General features: G+C 73.6%; 16 protein-coding genes. 6 read left to right on the top strand and 10 right to left on the bottom strand.

Features of this window, described 5'->3' with window-relative positions; all coding sequences use genetic code 11:
• Positions 1-37 precede the first annotated feature (37 nt).
• The 5 genes from BS73_RS30735 to BS73_RS30715 all read left to right on the top strand — a co-directional run bounded on the left by BS73_RS30735 (position 38) and on the right by BS73_RS30715 (position 5,528).
• Positions 38-1,243 carry a uroporphyrinogen-III synthase gene (locus BS73_RS30735; RefSeq protein ID WP_084704479.1) on the top strand — a complete coding sequence of 402 codons (1,206 nt, stop codon included), beginning with the start codon at positions 38-40 and terminating at the stop codon, positions 1,241-1,243.
• A gap of 219 nt (positions 1,244-1,462) precedes the next feature.
• Positions 1,463-2,326 carry a TIGR03854 family LLM class F420-dependent oxidoreductase gene (locus tag BS73_RS30730; protein ID WP_235215588.1) on the top strand — a complete coding sequence of 288 codons (864 nt, stop codon included), beginning with the start codon at positions 1,463-1,465 and terminating at the stop codon, positions 2,324-2,326.
• A 59-nt stretch (positions 2,327-2,385) separates the two neighbouring features.
• Positions 2,386-2,748, top strand: a complete 363-nt coding sequence (locus tag BS73_RS30725; RefSeq protein ID WP_037577679.1) for a hypothetical protein — start codon at positions 2,386-2,388, stop codon at positions 2,746-2,748.
• Positions 2,749-2,813: 65 nt separating this feature from the next.
• Positions 2,814-3,593, top strand: a complete 780-nt coding sequence (locus BS73_RS30720) for an SDR family NAD(P)-dependent oxidoreductase (protein ID WP_037577678.1) — start codon at positions 2,814-2,816, stop codon at positions 3,591-3,593.
• Positions 3,594-3,716: 123 nt separating this feature from the next.
• Positions 3,717-5,528: an ABC transporter ATP-binding protein gene (locus tag BS73_RS30715; RefSeq protein WP_037577677.1), complete on the top strand. Its 1,812-nt coding sequence runs from the start codon at positions 3,717-3,719 to the stop codon at positions 5,526-5,528.
• Between the two features lie 226 nt (positions 5,529-5,754).
• Here BS73_RS30715 and kdpC read toward each other — a convergent pair whose 3' ends face one another.
• The 4 genes from kdpC to kdpF are packed head-to-tail and all read right to left on the bottom strand — an operon-like array spanning position 5,755 to position 10,302.
• The gene (gene kdpC, locus BS73_RS30710; RefSeq protein ID WP_051941175.1) at positions 5,755-6,366 is read right to left on the bottom strand and encodes a potassium-transporting ATPase subunit KdpC; all 612 of its coding nucleotides are present in this window, start codon (positions 6,364-6,366) and stop codon (positions 5,755-5,757) included.
• Between the two features lie 26 nt (positions 6,367-6,392).
• Positions 6,393-8,552, bottom strand: a complete 2,160-nt coding sequence (gene kdpB / locus BS73_RS30705) for a potassium-transporting ATPase subunit KdpB (RefSeq protein WP_037577676.1) — start codon at positions 8,550-8,552, stop codon at positions 6,393-6,395.
• A complete protein-coding gene (gene kdpA / locus BS73_RS30700; RefSeq protein ID WP_037577675.1) occupies positions 8,552-10,213 on the bottom strand; it encodes a potassium-transporting ATPase subunit KdpA in 1,662 nt (553 codons plus the stop codon). Before kdpA ends, kdpB begins: the two co-directional genes overlap by 1 nt.
• Positions 10,213-10,302, bottom strand: coding sequence for a K(+)-transporting ATPase subunit F (gene kdpF / locus BS73_RS37905; RefSeq protein WP_037577674.1), 90 nt, complete (start codon positions 10,300-10,302; stop codon positions 10,213-10,215). The genes kdpA and kdpF overlap by 1 nt, the downstream gene beginning before the upstream one ends.
• A 319-nt stretch (positions 10,303-10,621) precedes the next feature.
• On the opposite strand from kdpF, the gene BS73_RS30690 reads away from it, so the two are divergent.
• On the top strand, positions 10,622-12,187 hold the full coding sequence (locus BS73_RS30690) for a Na+/H+ antiporter (RefSeq protein ID WP_037577673.1): 1,566 nt from the start codon (positions 10,622-10,624) through the stop codon (positions 12,185-12,187).
• 211 nt (positions 12,188-12,398) lie between these two features.
• On the opposite strand, the gene BS73_RS30685 is transcribed toward BS73_RS30690, so the two are convergent.
• The 6 genes from BS73_RS30685 to BS73_RS30660 all read right to left on the bottom strand — a co-directional run bounded on the left by BS73_RS30685 (position 12,399) and on the right by BS73_RS30660 (position 18,324).
• Positions 12,399-12,806, bottom strand: a complete 408-nt coding sequence (locus tag BS73_RS30685; RefSeq protein WP_051941174.1) for a DUF3592 domain-containing protein — start codon at positions 12,804-12,806, stop codon at positions 12,399-12,401.
• A gap of 84 nt (positions 12,807-12,890) precedes the next feature.
• Positions 12,891-13,808 (bottom strand): non-homologous end-joining DNA ligase, encoded by a 918-nt coding sequence (gene ligD, locus BS73_RS30680; RefSeq protein WP_037577672.1) that lies wholly within the window; start codon positions 13,806-13,808, stop codon positions 12,891-12,893.
• Positions 13,805-14,956 (bottom strand): non-homologous end-joining DNA ligase, encoded by a 1,152-nt coding sequence (gene ligD / locus BS73_RS30675; RefSeq protein WP_084704477.1) that lies wholly within the window; start codon positions 14,954-14,956, stop codon positions 13,805-13,807. The genes ligD (BS73_RS30680) and ligD (BS73_RS30675) overlap by 4 nt, the downstream gene beginning before the upstream one ends.
• Entirely contained in the window at positions 14,956-15,582 is a 627-nt protein-coding gene (locus tag BS73_RS30670; RefSeq protein WP_037577671.1) for a DNA polymerase ligase N-terminal domain-containing protein, read from the bottom strand. The genes ligD (BS73_RS30675) and BS73_RS30670 overlap by 1 nt, the downstream gene beginning before the upstream one ends.
• A gap of 77 nt (positions 15,583-15,659) precedes the next feature.
• Entirely contained in the window at positions 15,660-16,982 is a 1,323-nt protein-coding gene (locus tag BS73_RS30665; protein WP_037577670.1) for an NAD(P)/FAD-dependent oxidoreductase, read from the bottom strand.
• A 583-nt stretch (positions 16,983-17,565) separates the two neighbouring features.
• Positions 17,566-18,324: a DeoR/GlpR family DNA-binding transcription regulator gene (locus BS73_RS30660; RefSeq protein WP_037581948.1), complete on the bottom strand. Its 759-nt coding sequence runs from the start codon at positions 18,322-18,324 to the stop codon at positions 17,566-17,568.
• Between the last annotated feature and the right edge of the window lie 44 nt (positions 18,325-18,368).

Here is an 18,368-nt window from a genome sequence, read left to right as displayed (position 1 = left end):
AACCCGTTCCGAACGGCCTACCTCGAATCTTGTGCGCATGTCCCACCGAACCGCCGCCTCCTCCGACCCCGCGCCGGACGGGTCCGCCGAGGCCGCAGAGGCCGCCGAGCCCGCCGAGACACCCGGTCCGCTGACCGGGTTCACCGTCGGCGTCACCGCCGCCCGCCGCCGGGACGAGCTCAGCGCGCTGCTCCGGCGGCGCGGGGCCCGCGTCGTGCTGGCGCCCACGCTGCGGATCCTCCCGCTGGAGGACGACGCCGCGCTGCGCCGGGCCACCGAGGAGTGCCTGGCGGCGCCGCTGGACTACGTGGTGGCGACCACCGGTGTGGGCTGGCGCGGCTGGATGAGCGCCGCCGAGGGGTGGGGGCGCGGCGGCGAACTCGCCGACGCCTGCCGGCGGGCGGTGGTGCTCAGCCGCGGCCCCAAGGCCACCGGCGCGGTCCGGGCCAGCGGACTGGGCGAGGAGTACTCCCCGCAGTCCGAGGGCACCGACGAGCTGCTGACCTGGCTGCTGGCCCGGGACCTGAAGGGCCGCCGGATCGCGGTCCAGGAGCACGGGCTGCCGCTGGACTCCTTCTCCGCGGCGCTGCGCGAGCGCGGCGCCGAGGTGGTCCCGGTGCCGGTCTACCGCTGGGCGCCGCCGGCCGACCCGGAGCCGGTCCGGCGGCTGGTCGACCTCACCGTGCGCGGCGAGGTGCACGCGCTGACCTTCACCAGCGCGCCGGCCGCGGTCGCCCTGATCGAGGCGGCGGAGGCCCGCGGGCTGCGCAGGGAGCTGCTGGACGCCCTCCGCTCGGACGTCCTGGCGGTCTGCGTGGGCCCGGTCTGCGCCCGGCCGCTGGACGACCTCGGGATCCCGTCCATTCACCCCGCCAGGGGGCGGCTGGGCTCCCTGGTCCGCGAGCTCACCGAGCAGCTGCCGCGCCGGGCCCGGCGCGAGTTCGAGGTGGCCGGGCGGCGGCTGGTGCTGCAGGGCAGCGCGCTGCTGGTGGACGGCGAGAGCGTGGCGCTCGCGCCGATCCCGGCGGCGGTGCTGCGGGCGCTCGCCGAGCATCCCGGCTGGGTGGTCAGCCGCGCCGAGCTGCGCCGCCGCGTCTGGGCGGGTGCGACGGCGGGCGGCCGGGCGCCGGACGAGCACGCGGTGGAGGCGGCGGTGGCGCGGCTGCGGGCGTCCCTCGGCGAGCACTCCGGCCTCGTCCAGACCGTCCCCAAGCGCGGCTACCGCCTCTCCGTCCCCCTGTGAACCCGCCGCGCGCCCCGGAGGTAGCGCCGCAGGCGCAGCTCAGGGGCGCGGGAACTGCGCGCCCGGCGCGAACGGCGCCGCAAGCGGCAACGGAGCTGGGGTTGCAACCCGGGAGCCGTTGCCGGGTGCGGACCGTAGCCGGCCGGGCGCGCAGTTCCCCGCGCCCCCGAGATGCGCCTGCGGCGCTACCTCCGGGGCGCGCGCGTTACCCTCGGGCGCATGGCGAAGCTGAAGGTGCGGTTCGGGGTGGGGCTCGGGGCCTCGACGCCCGCGGGGACGCTCGGGGACGTCGCCGACCAGGCGGAGGCCGCGGGGATCGACTCGCTCTGGCTCTCGGAGCACATCCACTCCCCCGCCGCCGACCCCTTCATCGGCATGGCGCACGTCCTCGCCAGGACCCGCAGGCTCAAGGCCGGCACCTCCGTCGCGGTCCTGCCCGGACGTCAACCCACCCTGGTCGCCAAGCAGTTGGCGTCTCTCGCCGCCCTCACCCCGGGTCGCGTCCTGCCGGTCTTCGGCCTCCAGCCGGCCCGCCGCGCCGAGCGGGCGTACTTCCCGCTCCCGGCCGGCGTCCGCCGCGGCGACGCCTTCGACGAGGCCCTGCGCGACCTCCGCGCCGCCCTCACGGGAGGCGACCTCGGCCCCGGCTCTGGCTCCGGCCCCGGCAAACCGCTCGACCTCTGGCTCGGCGGCAGCGCCCCCGCCGGCCTCCGCCGCGTCGGCCGCCACGGGGACGGCTGGCTGGGCAGCTTCCTCACCCCGCCGGAGGCCCGCGCCGCCCGGGAGGCCATCGAGGAGTCCGCCGCCGAGGCCGGCCGCGCCATCGACGCCGACCACTACGGCATCAGCCTCACCCTCGCCGACGGCGAACTCCCGCCCCGGCTGGTGGCCACCGCCCGCGACCGCCGCCCCGGCGCCGACCCCGGCCGGCTCGCCGCCGCCGACTGGCCGCGGCTCCACGCGCTCCTCGACGAGTACATCGACGCCGGCCTCAGCAAGTTCGTCGTCTACTACGCCGGCACCCGCCCCTTCCCGGAGTTCCTGGCCCGCTTCGCCGAGGAGCTGCTTCCCCGGCAGAACTGACCCGCCGTCACCCCGGCCGTCTATGCTGGCTGCCAGGGGGACACGGGGAGGGGGAAACCGTGAGCTGGTTCTGGTGGGTGCTCATCGTCTTCTGGACGGGCGGCTTCGCCTGGGTGACGGACAATGTCCGCACCGCGCTGCGCAACCGCCATGAGCGGAGGCTGCAGAGGATCGAGGCGGCGAAGGAGGAGCGGCTGGCCGTCGAGGCGGCCCGGAGGCCGCCGGAGCCGATCTGCGGCTGCACCCACCATCTCGCCAAGCACGACCGCGGCGGCCGCTGCCACGAGCGCGTCGAGGTGCCCACGGCCTGGGACGAGAACAGGAAGCCGCTGCGCTTCGAGCCCGGCCAGTGCGACTGCCAGCAGTACGTGGGCCCGCAGCCGCTGTCCCAGGTCTACGCCGAGGAGCTCACCGACCTCTGAGCCTTGGGGCCGCGCGGCCCGCGACGCCCTTCCCTCCTGCGAACGGCGTTCCCATACTGGCGCGCATGACTGAGACCCCCCAAGCCGAACGACTCGCCGGAAAGTCCGTCATCGTCGCCGGTGCGGCCACCGGGATCGGCGCCGCCTCCGCCCGCCGGCTGGCCGCCGAGGGGGCCAGGGTGGTGGTCGGCGACATCGACCTGCCCGGCGCCGAGGCCGTCGCCGAGGCCATCATCGGGGAGGGCGGCCAGGCCGTCCCGGTGCGGGTGGACATCGCCGACGAGGCCTCGGTGCGCGCCCTGGTCGAGACCGCCGTCGACGCGTACGGCGGCCTGGACGGCGCCCACGTCAACGCGGGGGCGATGCAGTTGCTGCCCGGCGACACCGACGTGGTCGACATGGACCTCGCCGTGTGGGACGGCATCATGGCGGTCAACCTCCGCGGCCACATGCTGGTCGCCCGGCACGTGGTGCCGCGGCTGCTGGCGGGCGGCGGCGGCGCGCTCGTCCACACCTCCTCCGACGCCGCCTTCGTCGGCGAGCCGACCCGCCCCGCCTACGCCGCCACCAAGGCCGGGATCAACGCCCTGGTCCGGCATGTGGCCTCGCGCTGGGGCCGGGAGGGCGTCCGCGCCAACGCCATCGCGCCCGGTCTGGTGCTGACCGACCGGGTCCGCGAGAGCGCCTCCGAGGAGCTCAAGCGGAAGCTGCTGCGCGGCACCCCGAGCCCGCGCCTCGGTGAGCCCGCGGACATCGCGGCGATGACCGCCGTCCTCCTCTCGGACGCGGCGTCCTGGGTGAACGGCCAGGTCCTCAGCGTGGACGGGGGCACGGTGATGCGCTGAACGGCCGGCCCCCAAAATTACAGAGCTATACTCACTATTAGCGGGAACAATTATGCTGTACGCTCAGTTGACGAGCGCAGACCCTCACCTGTCCCGAAACCCGGCCCCTGGAGGCACCCCATAGTGAAACCACCCGAGATCAACTGGACCCCGCCGAAGCGCGCGGCGGGGGAATCCGCACCGCCGCGCCAACTGCGCCGGATCGTCCGGCTCTTCCGGCCCTACCGGGTCCAGCTCCTCGTGGTGGGACTGCTGGTGGGCGCCTCGTCCCTGGTGTCCGTCGCCTCCCCGTTCCTGCTCCGCGGGATCCTGGACGACGCCATCCCGCACGGCCGCACCGGCCTCCTCTCGCTGCTCGCCCTGGGCATGATCGTCATCGCCGTGGCGAACTCGGTCTTCTCCGTCCTCCAGACCTATCTGAGCACCTCCGTGGGCCAGCGGGTGATGCACGACCTCCGCTCCTCGGTCTACGCCCATCTCCAGCGGATGCCGCTGGCCTTCTTCACCCGGACCCGCACCGGCGAGGTGCAGTCCAGGATCGCCAACGACATCGGCGGAATGCAGTCCACCGTCACCACCACGGCCACCTCGCTGGTGTCCAACTTCACCACCGTGGTGGCGACGGTCATCGCGATGATCGCGCTGGACTGGAAGCTGACCGTCGTCTCGCTGGTGCTCCTCCCGCTCTTCGTGTGGATCAGCCGGCGGGTCGGCACCGAGCGGCGCCGGATAGCCGGCCAGCGGCAGAAGCAGCTCGCCGTGATCTCCTCGGTGATGCAGGAGTCCCTCTCCGTCAGCGGCATCCTCCTCGGCCGGACCATGGGCCGCTCGCGCGCCCTCAGCGCGGACTTCGAGCGGGAGTCCCAGGCGCTGGCGGACCTGGAGGTCCGCGCCGACATGGCCGGCCGCTGGCGGCAGTCCACCATCCAGATCGTGATGGCCTGCATGCCCGCGGTCATCTACTGGGTCGCCGGGATGCTCACCGCCGGCCAGGCGGGGGCGTCCATCGGCACGCTGGTGGCCTTCACCACCCTCCAGCAGAATCTGTTCCGCCCGACCGTCTCCCTCCTCCAGGTCGGCGTCTCCGTGCAGACCTCGCTGGCGCTCTTCCAGCGCATCTTCGAGTACCTGGACCTGGTCCCCGGCATCACCGAGCGGCCGAACGCGCTGACCCCGCACCGGCGGGCGGCCGGCCACGTCCGCTTCGAGAACGTCGACTTCCGCTACGAGGCGGCGCAGCCGCGGCCCACCCTCAGCGGCATCGACCTCGACATCCCGGCCGGCGGCTCGCTCGCCGTGGTCGGCGAGACCGGCTCCGGCAAGACCACCCTCAGCTACCTCGTCCCCCGGCTGTACGACGTCGACGCCGGGCGGGTGACCATCGACGGGACGGACGTCCGGGACCTCTCCTTCGAGGCGCTGGCGGCGGCGGTCGGGGTGGTCTCCCAGGAGACCTACCTCTTCCACGCCTCGGTCGCCGACAACCTCCGCTTCGCCAAGCCGGACGCGACCGACGAGGAGCTGGTCGCGGCGGCGCGGGCGGCGCGGATCCACGACCACATCGCCGGCCTGCCGGACGGCTACGACACCCTGGTCGGCGAGCGCGGCTACCGCTTCTCCGGGGGCGAGAAGCAGCGCCTGGCCATCGCGCGGACCATCCTCCGCGACCCGCCGGTCCTGGTCCTGGACGAGGCGACGTCCGCGCTCGACACCCGCACCGAGGCGGCGGTGCAGTCGGCGATCGACGCGCTGTCCGCGGGGCGGACCACGATCACCATCGCCCACCGGTTGTCCACCGTCCGGGACGCGGACCAGATCGTGGTCCTGGACCACGGAGAGGTCGCCGAGGTCGGCAGCCACGCGAAGCTGATGTCCCTCGGCGGCAGGTACGCCGCGCTGGTCGAACGCGACAGCGACGTCGCGACGGCGGCGTAGCCGCCCCCGGAAGAAGCCCGAAGGGCGATTCCAGGGGCGCGGGGAACCGCGCGGCCCGCGCGCAACGGCGCCGCACCCGGCAACGACCACTGGGTTGCAACCCAGACCCCGTTGCCGGGTGCGGCGCCGTAGACGGCCGGGCGCGCAGTTCCCCGCGCCCCTGGTTCGCGCCTGCGGCGCTCCGTCCGGGGCTACTCAGCGGGGCCCGGGGCGGTCCCGCACCCCGTCAACTCAGCTTCTGCAGCGCGATGTTCAGCTCCAGGACGTCCACCCGCGGCTCCCCGAGGAACCCCGCGTCACGTCCCTGCGTGTACCGCGCGACCAGCGCGCGCACCTTGGACGCGTCCACCCCCCGCGCCTTCGCCACCCGGTCCACCTGGATCGCGGCGTACTGCGGCGAGATGTCGGGGTCGAGCCCGGACCCCGAGGCCGTCACCGCGTCCGGCGGGACCTGGCTCTGCGAGACGCCGTTGAACGCCGCGACCTCCGCCTTCCGCTGCTTGACGGTCTTCGTCAGCCCGGGGTCGTTCGGCCCCAGGTTCGACGCCGTCGACGAGGCCCCGTCGTACCCGGACTCCCCCGCCGCGGACGGCCGCGGCTGGAACCACCTGGGGTCCGGCTTGCCGTTCTTCAGCTCGAAGTTCTGGCCCAGCAGCGAAGACCCGACGACCTTTCCTTCGACCTTCACCAGCGACCCGTTGGCCTGGTGGTGGAAGACGCCCTGCCCGATGCCGGTCATCAGCAGCGGGTACGCGAGTCCCAGCAGCACCGTGAACACCAGCAGCAGGCGAAGTCCCGTGAGGTGGTTGCGCACCGGCGTGGGAAGCGGCTTGCCCATGACTGCCATGTCGAATCAACTCCCTTCTACCGGAGGCCCGGAATGAACTGCACGACGAGATCGATCAGCTTGATCCCGACGAACGGCAGGATCAGCCCGCCCACCCCGTAGATGCCGAGGTTTCTGCGCAGCAGCGAACTCGCGCTCGACGGCCGGTACTTGACCCCCCGCAGCGCCAGCGGGATCAGCCCGATGATGATCAGCGCGTTGAAGACGATCGCCGAGGTGATCGCCGAGGTCGGCGAGTGCAGCCCCATGATGTTGAGGTGCCGCAGCCCCGGATACACCCCCGCGAACATCGCCGGGATGATGGCGAAGTACTTCGCCACGTCGTTGGCGATGGAGAAGGTGGTCAGCGCGCCCCGGGTGATCAGCAACTGCTTGCCGATCTCCACGATCTCGATCAGCTTGGTCGGATTGGAGTCCAGGTCCACCATGTTGCCGGCCTCCTTGGCGGCCATGGTGCCGGTGTTCATCGCCACGCCGACGTCCGCCTGGGCCAGCGCCGGGGCGTCGTTCGTCCCGTCGCCGGTCATCGCGACCAGCTTGCCGCCCGCCTGCTCCCTCTTGATGAGGGCCATCTTGTCCTCGGGCGTGGCCTCGGCGAGGAAGTCGTCCACGCCGGCCTCCTCCGCGATGGCCTTGGCGGTCAGCGGGTTGTCGCCAGTGATCATGACCGTCTTGATGCCCATCCGGCGCAGGTCCTCGAAGCGCTCCCGGATGCCGTGCTTGACGACGTCCTTGAGGTGGATGACGCCCAGCACCCGGGCCGGCTGCCCGCCGCGCCTCTCGGCGACGACCAGCGGCGTGCCGCCCATCCCGGAGATCCGCTCGACGGTCTCCTCCAGGTCGGCGCCGACCGTGCCGCCGCCGTCCTCGACCCAGCTCCGGATCGACCCGGCCGCGCCCTTGCGCACCCGGTGGGTGCCGGACGGCTCGTCCAGGTCGACGCCCGACATCCGGGTCTGGGCCGTGAACCCGATCCACTCCGCGTGCGCCAACTCCCCCTGCTCGCGCGCCCGCAGCCCGTACCTCTCCTTGGCCAGCACGACGATCGACCGCCCCTCGGGCGTCTCGTCGGCGAGACTGGACAGCTGGGTGGCATCGGCCAGTTCGGTGATCGGCACCCCGCCGACCGGCAGGAATTCCGCCGCCTGGCGGTTGCCGAAGGTGATCGTCCCGGTCTTGTCCAGCAGCAGAGTGGAGACGTCCCCGGCGGCCTCGACCGCGCGCCCCGACATCGCCAGCACGTTCCGCTGCACCAGCCGGTCCATCCCGGCGATGCCGATGGCCGAGAGCAGCGCCCCGATCGTCGTCGGTATCAGCGCGACCAGCAGGGCCACCAGCACCACGAGGGACTGCTCGGCCCCGGCGTACGCGGCCATCGGCTGCAGGGTGACGACCGCCAGCAGGAAGACGACGGTGAGCGAGGCGAGGAGGATGTTCAGCGCGATCTCGTTCGGGGTCTTCTGCCGGGCCGCCCCCTCGACCAGGGCGATCATCCGGTCGATGAAGGTCTTCCCGGGCTCCGAGGTGATCTTCACGACGACCCGGTCGGAGAGCACCCTGGTGCCGCCGGTCACCGCCGAGCGGTCACCGCCGGACTCCCGGATGACCGGGGCCGACTCGCCGGTGATCGCCGACTCGTCGACGCTGGCCACGCCCTCGACGACGTCGCCGTCGCCGGGGATGGTCTGCCCCGCCTCGACGATCACGAAGTCGCCCAGCCGCAGCCCGGTGGCCGGCACCTCCTCCTCGCGGACGGCCGCCGCGGGCGCGCCCGGCACCCAGTCGCCCACCACCCGGCGGGCGGTGGTGTCGGTCTTGGTCCTGCGCAGGGTGTCGGCCTGCGCCTTGCCGCGGCCCTCGGCCACCGCCTCCGCCAGGTTGGCGAAGACGACGGTCAGCCACAGCCAGGCGGCGATCACCCAGGCGAAGGCCGACTCCACCCGGATCGCCGAGACGGTGGTCAGCACGGAGCCGATCTCCACCACGAACATCACCGGGTTCCTGACCATCACCCGGGGGTCGAGCTTCCTCATCGCGTCCGGGAGGGACCTGACGAGCATTCCGGGGTCCATCAGCCCGCCGCCGACGCGGTGCTCCACAGGCGTCTGCGGCGGCTGCTGCCCCTCCGGCGCGGCCGGCGCCGGGGACGGGACGGTGGGGGTCTGGGGCACGGTCATCAGTGGAGACCTTCCGCGAGCGGCCCGAGTGCCAGGGCCGGGAAGTAGGTGAGGCCGACCACGATCAGCACCACGGCGGAGAGCATTCCGACGAAGAGCGGGCGGTGGGTGGGCAGGGTTCCGGTGCCGGTGGGCACGGGTTGCTGGCGGGCCAGCGATCCGGCGAGCGCGAGGATGAAGATCATCGGCAGGAAGCGGCCGAAGAGCATCGCCAGGCCGAGCATGACCTCCCAGAAGTTCCCGGTCACCGTGAGCCCGGCGAAGGCCGATCCGTTGTTGTTGGCCGCCGAGGTGAAGGCGTAGAGCACTTCCGAGAAGCCGTGCGCCCCGCTGTTGAGCATGGCGTTGCGCTCACCCGTGAAGCTCATCGCGATGCCGGTGCCGACCAGCACCAGCGCCGGGGTGGTGAGGATGTAGAGCGCGGCGAACTTCATCACCTGGCCGTTGAGCTTCTTCCCCAGGTACTCGGGGGTCCGCCCGACCATCAGTCCGGCGACAAAGACCGTGATGACCGCCAGCACCAGCATCCCGTAGAGGCCGGAGCCGGTACCGCCGGGCGCGATCTCACCGAGCATCATGTTGAAGATCGTCAGGCCGCCGCCGCCCGGGCTGAACGAGTCGTGGAAGGAGTCCACCGCACCGGTCGAGGTCAGCGTCGTCGAGGTGGCGAAGAGCGCCGAGCCCGGAATGCCGAAGGCGACCTCCTTGCCCTCCATCGCCGCGCCCGCCGCGTGCAGCGCGGTGCCGCTGTGCTGCCACTCGAAGAAGGTGTTCAGCGCGGCCGAGGCGGTCCAGAACAGGCCCATCACCGAGACGACGGCGTAGCCCTGCCGGTTGTCGCCGACCATCCTGCCGAAGGTGCGCGGCAGCGAGAACGAGATCACCAGCAGGAGGTAGATCTCCAGCCAGTTGGTGAACGGGTTGGCGTTCTCGAAGGGGTGGGCGGAGTTGGCGTTGTAGAAGCCGCCGCCGTTGGTGCCCAGCTCCTTGATGACCTCCTGGGAGGCCACAGGACCGCCCGGGATGTTCTGGGTGCCTCCGCTGAGGGTGTGGATCTGCTGGATCCCGTGGAAGTTCTCCACCAGGCCGCCGGCCATCAGCACGATGCAGAAGACCACCGCCAGCGGAGCCAGCACCCGCAGGGTGACGCGGGTCAGATCCACCCAGAAATTGCCGACGTGCTCGGTCTTCTTCCGGGTGAAACCGCGGATCAGTGCGGCCACCACGGCGATGCCCACCGCGGCCGACACGAAGTTCTGCACCGCCAGACCGGCCATCTGCACCAGGTGGCCGAGCGTCGACTCCCCCGAGTACGACTGCCAGTTGGTGTTGGTGACGAAGGAGGCCGCGGTGTTGAAGGACATGCCGGGGCCGACCGGCTTCATTCCCAGCGAGAGGAAGAGGTGGCTCTGCAGGCGCTGCAGCAGGTACAGGAAGAGCACCGAGACGGCCGAGAACGCCAGCACGCTGCGGACATAGGCGGCCCAGGTCTGCTCGGCGTCACCGTTCACGCCGATCAGCTTGTAGACGCCTCTCTCCAGCCCGAGGTGCTTCCGCGTGGTGAGGGTGTGCGCCATGTAGTCGCCCAGCGGGCGGTACGACAGCGCCAGCGCCGCCACCAGAGCGAGCGCCTGCAGCAGGCCCGCGAGTGTCGGGTTCACTAGAACTTCTCCGGGTGGATGAGGGCGATGACGAGGTAGCCGACGAGGGCGACGGAGACGATCAGTCCGATCAGGTTGTCGGCGCTCACAGCCGTTCCACCCCCTTGACGATCAGCGCGAGGACGACGAACACGAGGATCGTCAGCCCGATGTAGGCGACGTCGGACATGGGTAGCCACCCCAGGGGTCGAAGGGACGCACTGCCGGAGGACCCGGCACTGGTAGGGAAGCGCACGTCATCCGGGTGGGGGACGTCCGTTAACGGGTCCCTTGCGCCACGCCCGCCCTCGTTTACGAAGCTTTGACGCAGACCGCCGTCTCAATAGGATGGTGGGCGGTGCGCCGGGAAGTCTGGTCGGCAGTTCCACAGCCGTTTCCGCGTTCACGACTTCCCGGGGGCCTGCCGCCATGTCCGAGTTGACCGTCATCCTGCTGCTCGTGGCCCTGGCCACCGTGGTGGCGACCGGCGCCCGGCGCTGGAGCCTGCCGGCACCGTCCGTGCTGGTGGTGGTGGGGGTGCTGGTCGGGCTGCTGCCCTTCGTGCCCGACATCGCCGTCTCCCCCGAGGTGATCAGCGTTGGCGTGCTGCCTCCGCTGCTCTACGCCTCCGCGGAGGAGATCTCCGCGCGCGACCTCAAGCAGGTGTGGCGGCCGGTCACGGTGCTCGCCATCGGCCTTGTGCTGGCCACCGCGGTGGCGGTGGCGGTGGTCGCCCGGCTGGTCTCGCCGCTCAGCGGGGGGATGGCCTTCGTCCTCGGCGCGGTGCTGGCCTCCACCGACCCGGTGGCCGTGACCGCGCTGGGCCGCCGGCTGTCGCTGCCGCCGCGGATACAGGTCATGGTGCAGTCCGAGTCGCTCTTCAACGACGCCACCTCGCTGGTGCTCTTCAAGGTGGCGGTCGGGGGCGCGGTCGCGGCCGGAGCCTTCTCCCTGCCGCACGCGGTGGGCCAGTTCGGGCTGCTGGCCGGCGGCGGGGCGGCGATAGGGGCGGCGGTCGCCGGCGTGGTGATGCTGATCCGCCGGCGCACCGAGGACCCGGTGCTGGAGACGGTGATCGCGCTGGTCACCCCGTACGCGGCCTATGTGCTGGCGGAGGACGCCCACACCTCCGGGGTGATGGGCGTGGTGGTCGCCGGCGTGATCCTCGGCGGGACCGGCCACCGCCTCACCAACGCCCAGATCCGCCTTCAGGTGCACGCCGTCTACGACACGGTGGTCTTCCTGCTGGAAAGCGTGGTCTTCGCCGTCATCGGCCTCGAACTGCCCTCCCTCATCCACGATCTGAGGCCCGACGAGCGCGGCTGGGCCTGGGGCGTGCTGGCGGTCGCGGCGACGGTGATCGCGCTGCGGATGCTGTGGGTGTTCCCGATGACCGCGCTGATGGCCCGCCGGCGGGGGCAGGAGCACCTCTCCTGGCGGGTGCCGATGGTGGTCACCTGGGCCGGCACCCGCGGCGTCATGCCGCTGGCCGCCGCGCTGACCATCCCGCTGGCGGCGGGCGACGGGCTGCCGCTGCCGCACCGCTCGCTGGTGCTGGTGATGACGACCGGGGTGGTCGTCCTCACCCTCGTCCTCCAGGGCTTCAGCCTGGCGCCGGTGGTACGCCGCTCCGGCATCGCGCTGGAGCCGGAGGCGACCGCGCGCGAACAGGCCGATGCGGAGAAGCTGCTGGCCGCGGCCGGCCTCGCCGAACTCGAGCAGCTCGCCGAGCTCGACGCCGCGCCGGACGTCGTCGTCGACCAGCTCCGCCGCGGCCTCACCGCCCGCATAGAGGATGCCGCGGCGGGCTCCCCGGACACCGAGAGCGACCGCTCCGACTCCCTGCTGTCCGCCCACCGCGAACTCCGCCGCGCGCTCATCGCCGCCGAGACCGCCGAGCTCCGCCGCCTCTACGCGTCCCACCGCATCACCGACGCGACCCGCCGCCGCCTCCAGCGCACCCTCGACCTCGAGGAGGCGGGCCTCGGCGACTGAGCCCCGCCCCTGGCGCAGCGCCGCGGGCGCAAGCAAGGGGCGCGGGGAACCGCGCGCCCGGCCGCTTACGGTCCGCCCTCGGCAACGGAGTCCCGGTTGCAGCCCGGTGGCCGTTGCCGGCTGCGGCGCCATCGCTGCCTGGGCGCGCAGTTCCCCGCGCCCCTTGCGCGCCCCTTGCGCGCGCCTGCGGCGCTGCGCTCGGCGCCGAGCGCTACAGCAGCGCGAACAGCGCCAGCGCGCCCAGCACCGCGGCGCCGCCCAAGGCCAGGAACGCGTACTCCAGGCCCAGGCGGGCGCGGCCGCGCACCACCACCTGCCGGGGGTCCAGCGGGTCGTAGGCGAGGTCGACCTCCTGGCCGTCGGCCAGCGGCCGGGCGCGGGATGGCGGGACCGGGGAGTACACCTCCAGCACCGCCCCCTCCCGCGTGGTGAACTGCAGCAGCGGCCGGACGCCGCCGGCCCCCGCCGCGGTCTTCACCAGCGCACGCGCCGGCACCCCCACCCGCAGCAGCCGCTGCGCCTCGCGCAGCCCCTGCACGCCCGCGAGATAGGCGACCGCTCCGCCGATCCCGAGGAACAACCCCAGCGTCGCGGCACTCGCCGTTCCGACGGATCCCATGGATCCATACTGCGCCCGGCCCGCCCGCCGCGGGACACCCTCACCCCGGACCGGTCACCCGATTCTCCGGCGGCCGGCCCTCGCTCACTCCGCGAGGGCGGAGAGCCGGCGGGCCGCCGCGGCGAGGGAGCGGCCGCGCGGGGACGGGGACCACGGGTCGTCCGCCAGCAGGGCGTCCGCGTCGGCGAGGGTCCAGCGGCGCGGGCCCAGCTCGGGGTCCTCGACGTCCTCCCAGGTGATCGGGGCCGCGATGGGGGCGCCCGGCCGGGCGCGCACGGCGTACGGGGTGACCGCCGTCTGCCCGTAGCCGTTGCGCTGGACGTCCAGGTAGAGCCGGCCCTTCCGGGCCTGCTTGCGCGGCGCCGTGGTGAGGCTCTCGGGGTACCGGCCGGCCAGCACCTCGGCGACCCCCCGCGCGAACTCCCGCGCCTCGTCGAACGAGGACCTGCCGTCCAGCGGCACGATCACGTGGAGCCCCCGCGAGCCGGTCGTCATCACCTGGGTCGGCAGCCTCAACTCCTCCTCCAGGAGGGGCCGCAGTCGCAGCGCGGCCTCCCGGACCGGGGCGAAGTCGTCGCCCGGCGGGTCGAGGTCGAAGACGATCCGGTCGGGGTCGTCGGGCCGGTCGGCCCGGGAGAGGAACCGGTGGAGGGTGGTGCAGCCCTGCCCGACCAGGTAGACCAGCGCGGCGGCATCCTCGGCCAGCGGATAGCTCACCGTGCCGCCCTCCTTGGGCAGTTCGACGCGGTGGATCCAGTCCGGGAAGTAGTCCGGGACGTCCTTCTGCATGAAGCCGGCGTCGCCGATGCCGTCCGGGTGGCGTTCCAGCATCAGCGGCCTGCCGCGCAACTGCGGCAGCATCCGCGCGGACGCGGCCCGGTAGTACTCGGCCAGGTCGGCCTTGGTGATCCCGTCGTCGGGGAAGAGCACCTTCTCCGCCCGGCTGAGCTCGACGCTCCGCCCGCTCACCCGGAAGGTCCTGGCCTCCGTCTTCGCGCTCATCGAGTCCTCTCCTCCTGCCGGCCGGCCCGCTCGCGCGGGACCTCGCGGACGACCTCCCGGGCCGGCTTGTCGTGCCGGAGCCCGAGGTAGCGGGGGTGGCGCAGCATCCCGTCCCGGGTCCACTCGGTGAAGCCGATCTGCGCCACCAGTTCCGGGCGCGCCCAGTGCGGCGCCCGCTCCCGGACCCGGTCCGCGAACGGCGGGCTGCCCAGCGCCAACTCGTCCAGCCGGGAGCGGAGTTCGCGCAGGGTGCGGGTGTCGAAACCGGTGCCGACCTTTCCGGCGTAGCGCAGCTCCCCGTCCTGGTAGTAGCCGAGCAGCAGGGCGCCCAGCCCGACCCGGCTGCGCTGCGGCTCGGTGAACCCCCCGATGACGAACTCCTGCCCGCCGCCGCATTTCAGCTTCAGCCAGTCCCCGGAGCGCCGGTGCTGGTACGGGGCGTCGCCGCGCTTGGCGATCAGCCCCTCCCAGCCGCGTGCGCAGGCGTCGGCCAGCAGGTCGTGGCCGTTGCGGTTGCGGTGGGCGGTCCAGCGCAGCGGGTCGCGGAAGTCGAGGGCGTCGCGCAGCAGCGCCTTGCGGGTGCGCTGCGGCAGCCGGGTGGTGTCCTGGCCGTCAAGTCGCAGCAGGTCGAAGAGGTAGTAGGTGACCGCCACCCCGCTGGCCCTGGCCTCGTCCGGGTCGGTCAGCCCGCTGCGCTGCTGGAGCAGCGAGAAGTCGGTGCGTCCGCGGTCGAGGGCGACCACCTCGCCGTCCAGGGCGAAGTCCTGCCGGCTCTGCGCGGCCAGGGCGTCGACCAGTTCCGGATAGGTGCCGTCCAGGCGCTTGCCGGTGCGCGAGCGGAGGTGCACCGGGCCGCCGTCGCGGCGCTCGGCGAGCAGCCGCACGCCGTCCAGCTTCCGCTCGAAGAGCCAGTCCTCCGTAGCCGGGCCACCGGACCCACCGGAGCCGGAGCCGTTGGAGCCGCCGGAGCCGCCGGAGTGCCCGAAGTCGCGGCGGTCGCTGAGGGTGGCCAGCATCGCCTGCCCCGGGCCCCCGTCCCCGGCCGGGCGCAGCAGCCGTCGCTGCTCCTCCGGCAGCCGGCCGAGGGGTTCGCCGAGGGGTTCGCTGGGGGATTCGCTGGGGTCCTCGTCCGTGTCCCGTGCGGCCATCAGCGCTCCTCGTCCTCCGCCGCGACCTGGCCGAGGGTGCGCCCGCTGAGAGCGGAGCGGGCCCGCTGCGGATCGGTGCCGTGGCCCTTTCCGGCGTGCCGGTCGGACTCCTTGACCAGCAGCCAGGCCTCCCGGTCGCGGCCTCCGCCACCGCTCCCGCCGCCCCGGCGCATCCGGGTCAGCGCGTAGCCGCCGTGCAGCTTGTCGCCGTCCAGCCAGAACGAGGCGTGCCCGCGTTCCAGCGCCTCGGCCATCGGGATCTCCTCGCCGTTCCTGTCCTTGCTGAGGTTCCGGTAGGTGCCCTGGTCCCAGACGATCACCGTGCCCGCGCCGTACTGGCCCTCGCCGATGACGCCCTCGAACCCCCGGTACTCCATCGGATGGTCCTCGGTGGGGCTGGCCAGGCGCTTGTCCTGCGGATCGTAGGACGGGCCCTTGGGGACCGCCCACGACTTCAGCACCCCGTCGGCCTCCAGCCGGAAGTCGAAGTGGAGTGAGCTGGCGTCGTGGATCTGCACCACGAAGACCGGGCGGTCGCCCGCCTCCCCGCCGCCGCCCTGCGGCTCGCGGGTCCTCGCGAAATCGCGTCGGCGCTGGTACTCGGCCAGCGCGCCCTTGCCGGCCATGCCGAACGTCCTCTCTCCCGTACCTCGGTACTGTCGGTCACCCCCCTCTTCTCCGCCCATACCCGGCGAAACCGGCGTCACCCGTCCCCAGGACTCCGCGGCAGCACCGGGGTCTCCGGCGAGGTGTTCTCCAGGGGCACCACCGAGCCCCGTACCAGGCCGAGTTGGACGGTCTGCCGGGGCACCAGGGCGCCCAGCAGCCAGTCCGCGGCCACCCGCGCCCGGTTGCTGGGCAGCGAGGCCAGGTGGTAACCGCGGGTGACCGCCTTGGCCGCCGCCCCGGCGAGCGGGATGTGCAGCGGATCGGCGGCCGCGTCCGGCCCGCCCAGGTCGACGGCGAAGCCCAGCTCCCGATGCCGGTAGGGCCGCATGGCGCCCTGGCCGCAGCTGGCCGCGACGTTCCGGGCGGCCAGCCGCCCCTGCCGGACGGCGTGCTGCGCGGTCATCGGGGTGTACTCCCCCGGCCGGTTGGGGTCCGGCACGGCGGCGGCGTCCCCGCAGGCGAAGACCCCGGGGCAGCCGGGCACCGCGAGGTGCTCGTCCACCAGCAGCCGCCCGCGCTCGGTGGGCAGCCCGAGCTCGTCCACCAGCGGGTCGGGGCGGACGCCGACGCACCAGATCAGCGATCTGGTGGGGACGGAGCTGCCGTCGGTCAGCCGGACGCCGTCGGCGGTCGCCTCGGCCACCGAGGTGCCGAGGCGCAGCCGCACACCGCGGTCGGTCAGCACGTTCGCCGCCGTGCGGGAGAGCCGCGGGTCGAGTTCCGGAAGCACCCGCTCCGCCACGTCCAGCAGGAGCCAGCGCGGCGGCTCCTCGCGCCGCAGCCGGGGCAGCCGGCGGGCCAGGTCGGCGGTGTAGAGGACGCCGTGGGCGGCGACCTCGGTGCCGGTGTAGCCGGCGCCGACCACCACGAAGGTGCTGCGGGCCGCGCGCTCCGCGGGATCCTCCGCGGTGTCGGCCAGTTCGAGCTGGCGGGTGATGTGGTCGCGGAGGTAGAGCGCCTCCGGCAGGCCGCGGAAGCCGTGGGCGTGCTCGGTGATCCCGGGCACCGGCAGCAGCTTGTTGACGCTGCCCACGGAGAGGATCAGCCGGTCGTAGCCCAGCTCGTGCTCCCGGCCCTCCGGGTCGGTGACCGAGACCTGACGCCCCTTCACGTCCACCCGCCGGGCCTGCCCGAGGACGAGCTCGACCCCGGGCAGGCTGCCGGCCAGCGGGACGGCGATCCGCCGCGGCTCCAGGACGCCGGTGGCGACCTCGGGGAGCAGCGGGGCGTAGAGGAAGTAGTCGGTGGGGTTCACCAGGGTGATCCGGGCCCGCCCGCGGGCGGTCCTGGAGAGGGTCCGTGCGGCCTGGTGCCCGGCGAAGCCGGCCCCGACGATAACGATGCGCGGACGTGCCATGGGCTGAGCCTCCCGTCTGGCGAATGCTCTCTCCGCTCTCCGACGCGCGGCGGCTCAAGCGGCTCCCGGGCCCCCGGGGGTGCCGGGCATGGCGGGGCCGCCAGGCGCTTCAGGGCCACCCGGGGAGCGCGTCCCCGGCGGCTGCGGGTCCGGCGGCTGGGCCGGCGGCTCGGGGGACGGCGGGACGCCCTGACCGGGCGGGCGGGGCGGCTCGGGGTCGACGATCCCCGGTTCCGGCGGGGGCGGGGCACGGGGTCCGGCCCCAGCGGCTCGGGCACCGGCGCCGGCGCGGGCCCCGGCTCAGGACCGCCCGGCCCGGGCGGCGGCCCCGGCACCGGCGGCACGGGATCGTCCACCGCCCCCGGCTGCGCGACGCTCCGCCGCGACCGGCCGGTCAGCCGGTCCCACAGGGCCGCGATCGGTCCGCGTTTCTGGTGCTCAGGCATCTTCGACCGCCTCCTCGTCCGTAACCGGGCCTCTACAGGCCGCTACCCGGCCCGGCCCTGCTCACACGGCGGCGGGCGCCCGGGTCGTCCGCACGCGCCGACCGCGCAGGTCGACCGCCCGGGTCGAGCGCCCCGGGTCAGCCGGCCGCGAGGACCTCCACGCCCAGCGCGGCCACCCACTCCAGCGCCGGGTCCCGCGGATCGGCGTCCGTGATCAGCCCGCTGACCTCCTCCCAGGGCAGCACCCGGAACCGCGAGGCGGTCCCGACCTTCTCCGAGGAGGCGAGGATGTAGGTGTCCGCGGCCCGGGCGGCCAGCGCCCGCTTCATCGCGGCCTCCTCTGCGTCGCCGGTGGTCAGCCCCTCGTCCGGGTGGACCCCGGTGACGCCGAGGAGGCAGAGGTCGGCCGAGACGTTCCGCGCGGCCTCGACCGCGGCGGCCCCGCAGGCCACCGCCGAGTGCTTGAAGAGCCGCCCGCCGAGCACGAAGACCTCCGCCCGCGGATGCTCCACGAGGGCGGCGGCGATCGTCGGGCTGTGGGTGATCACCGTGCAGTCCAGTTCGGGCGGAAGGGCGCGGGCCACCGCGAGCGCCGTGGTCCCGCCGTCCAGGATCACCGCCCCGCCGGGCCGGACCAGGCCGGCGGCCCTGGCCGCGACCCTCCGCTTGCCGTCGGGGGTGACGGCGGTCCTGGCCGCGTAGTCGGCCACGGCCGGCGAGACCGGCAGCGCGCCGCCGTACACCCGGTGGCAGAGGCCCTCGGCGGCGAGGTCCCGAAGGTCGCGGCGGACGCTGTCCTCCGAGATGCCCAGCTCGGCGGCGACGGCCTTGGCCACCACCTTGCCCTCGCGGGCCAGCAGGCCCAGCAGGTGTTCGCGCCGCTCAGCAGCCAGCATCCGCATTCTCTCCTGTTCCTGCACGTTTCTGCGTGTATCGTAAC

Origin of the sequence: Phaeacidiphilus oryzae TH49 (assembly GCF_000744815.1) — a bacterium.
Lineage (GTDB): Bacteria > Actinomycetota > Actinomycetes > Streptomycetales > Streptomycetaceae > Phaeacidiphilus > Phaeacidiphilus oryzae.
The sequence above is the reverse complement of the archived record's forward strand: the minus strand, read 5'-3'. Positions and strand labels throughout refer to the sequence as shown.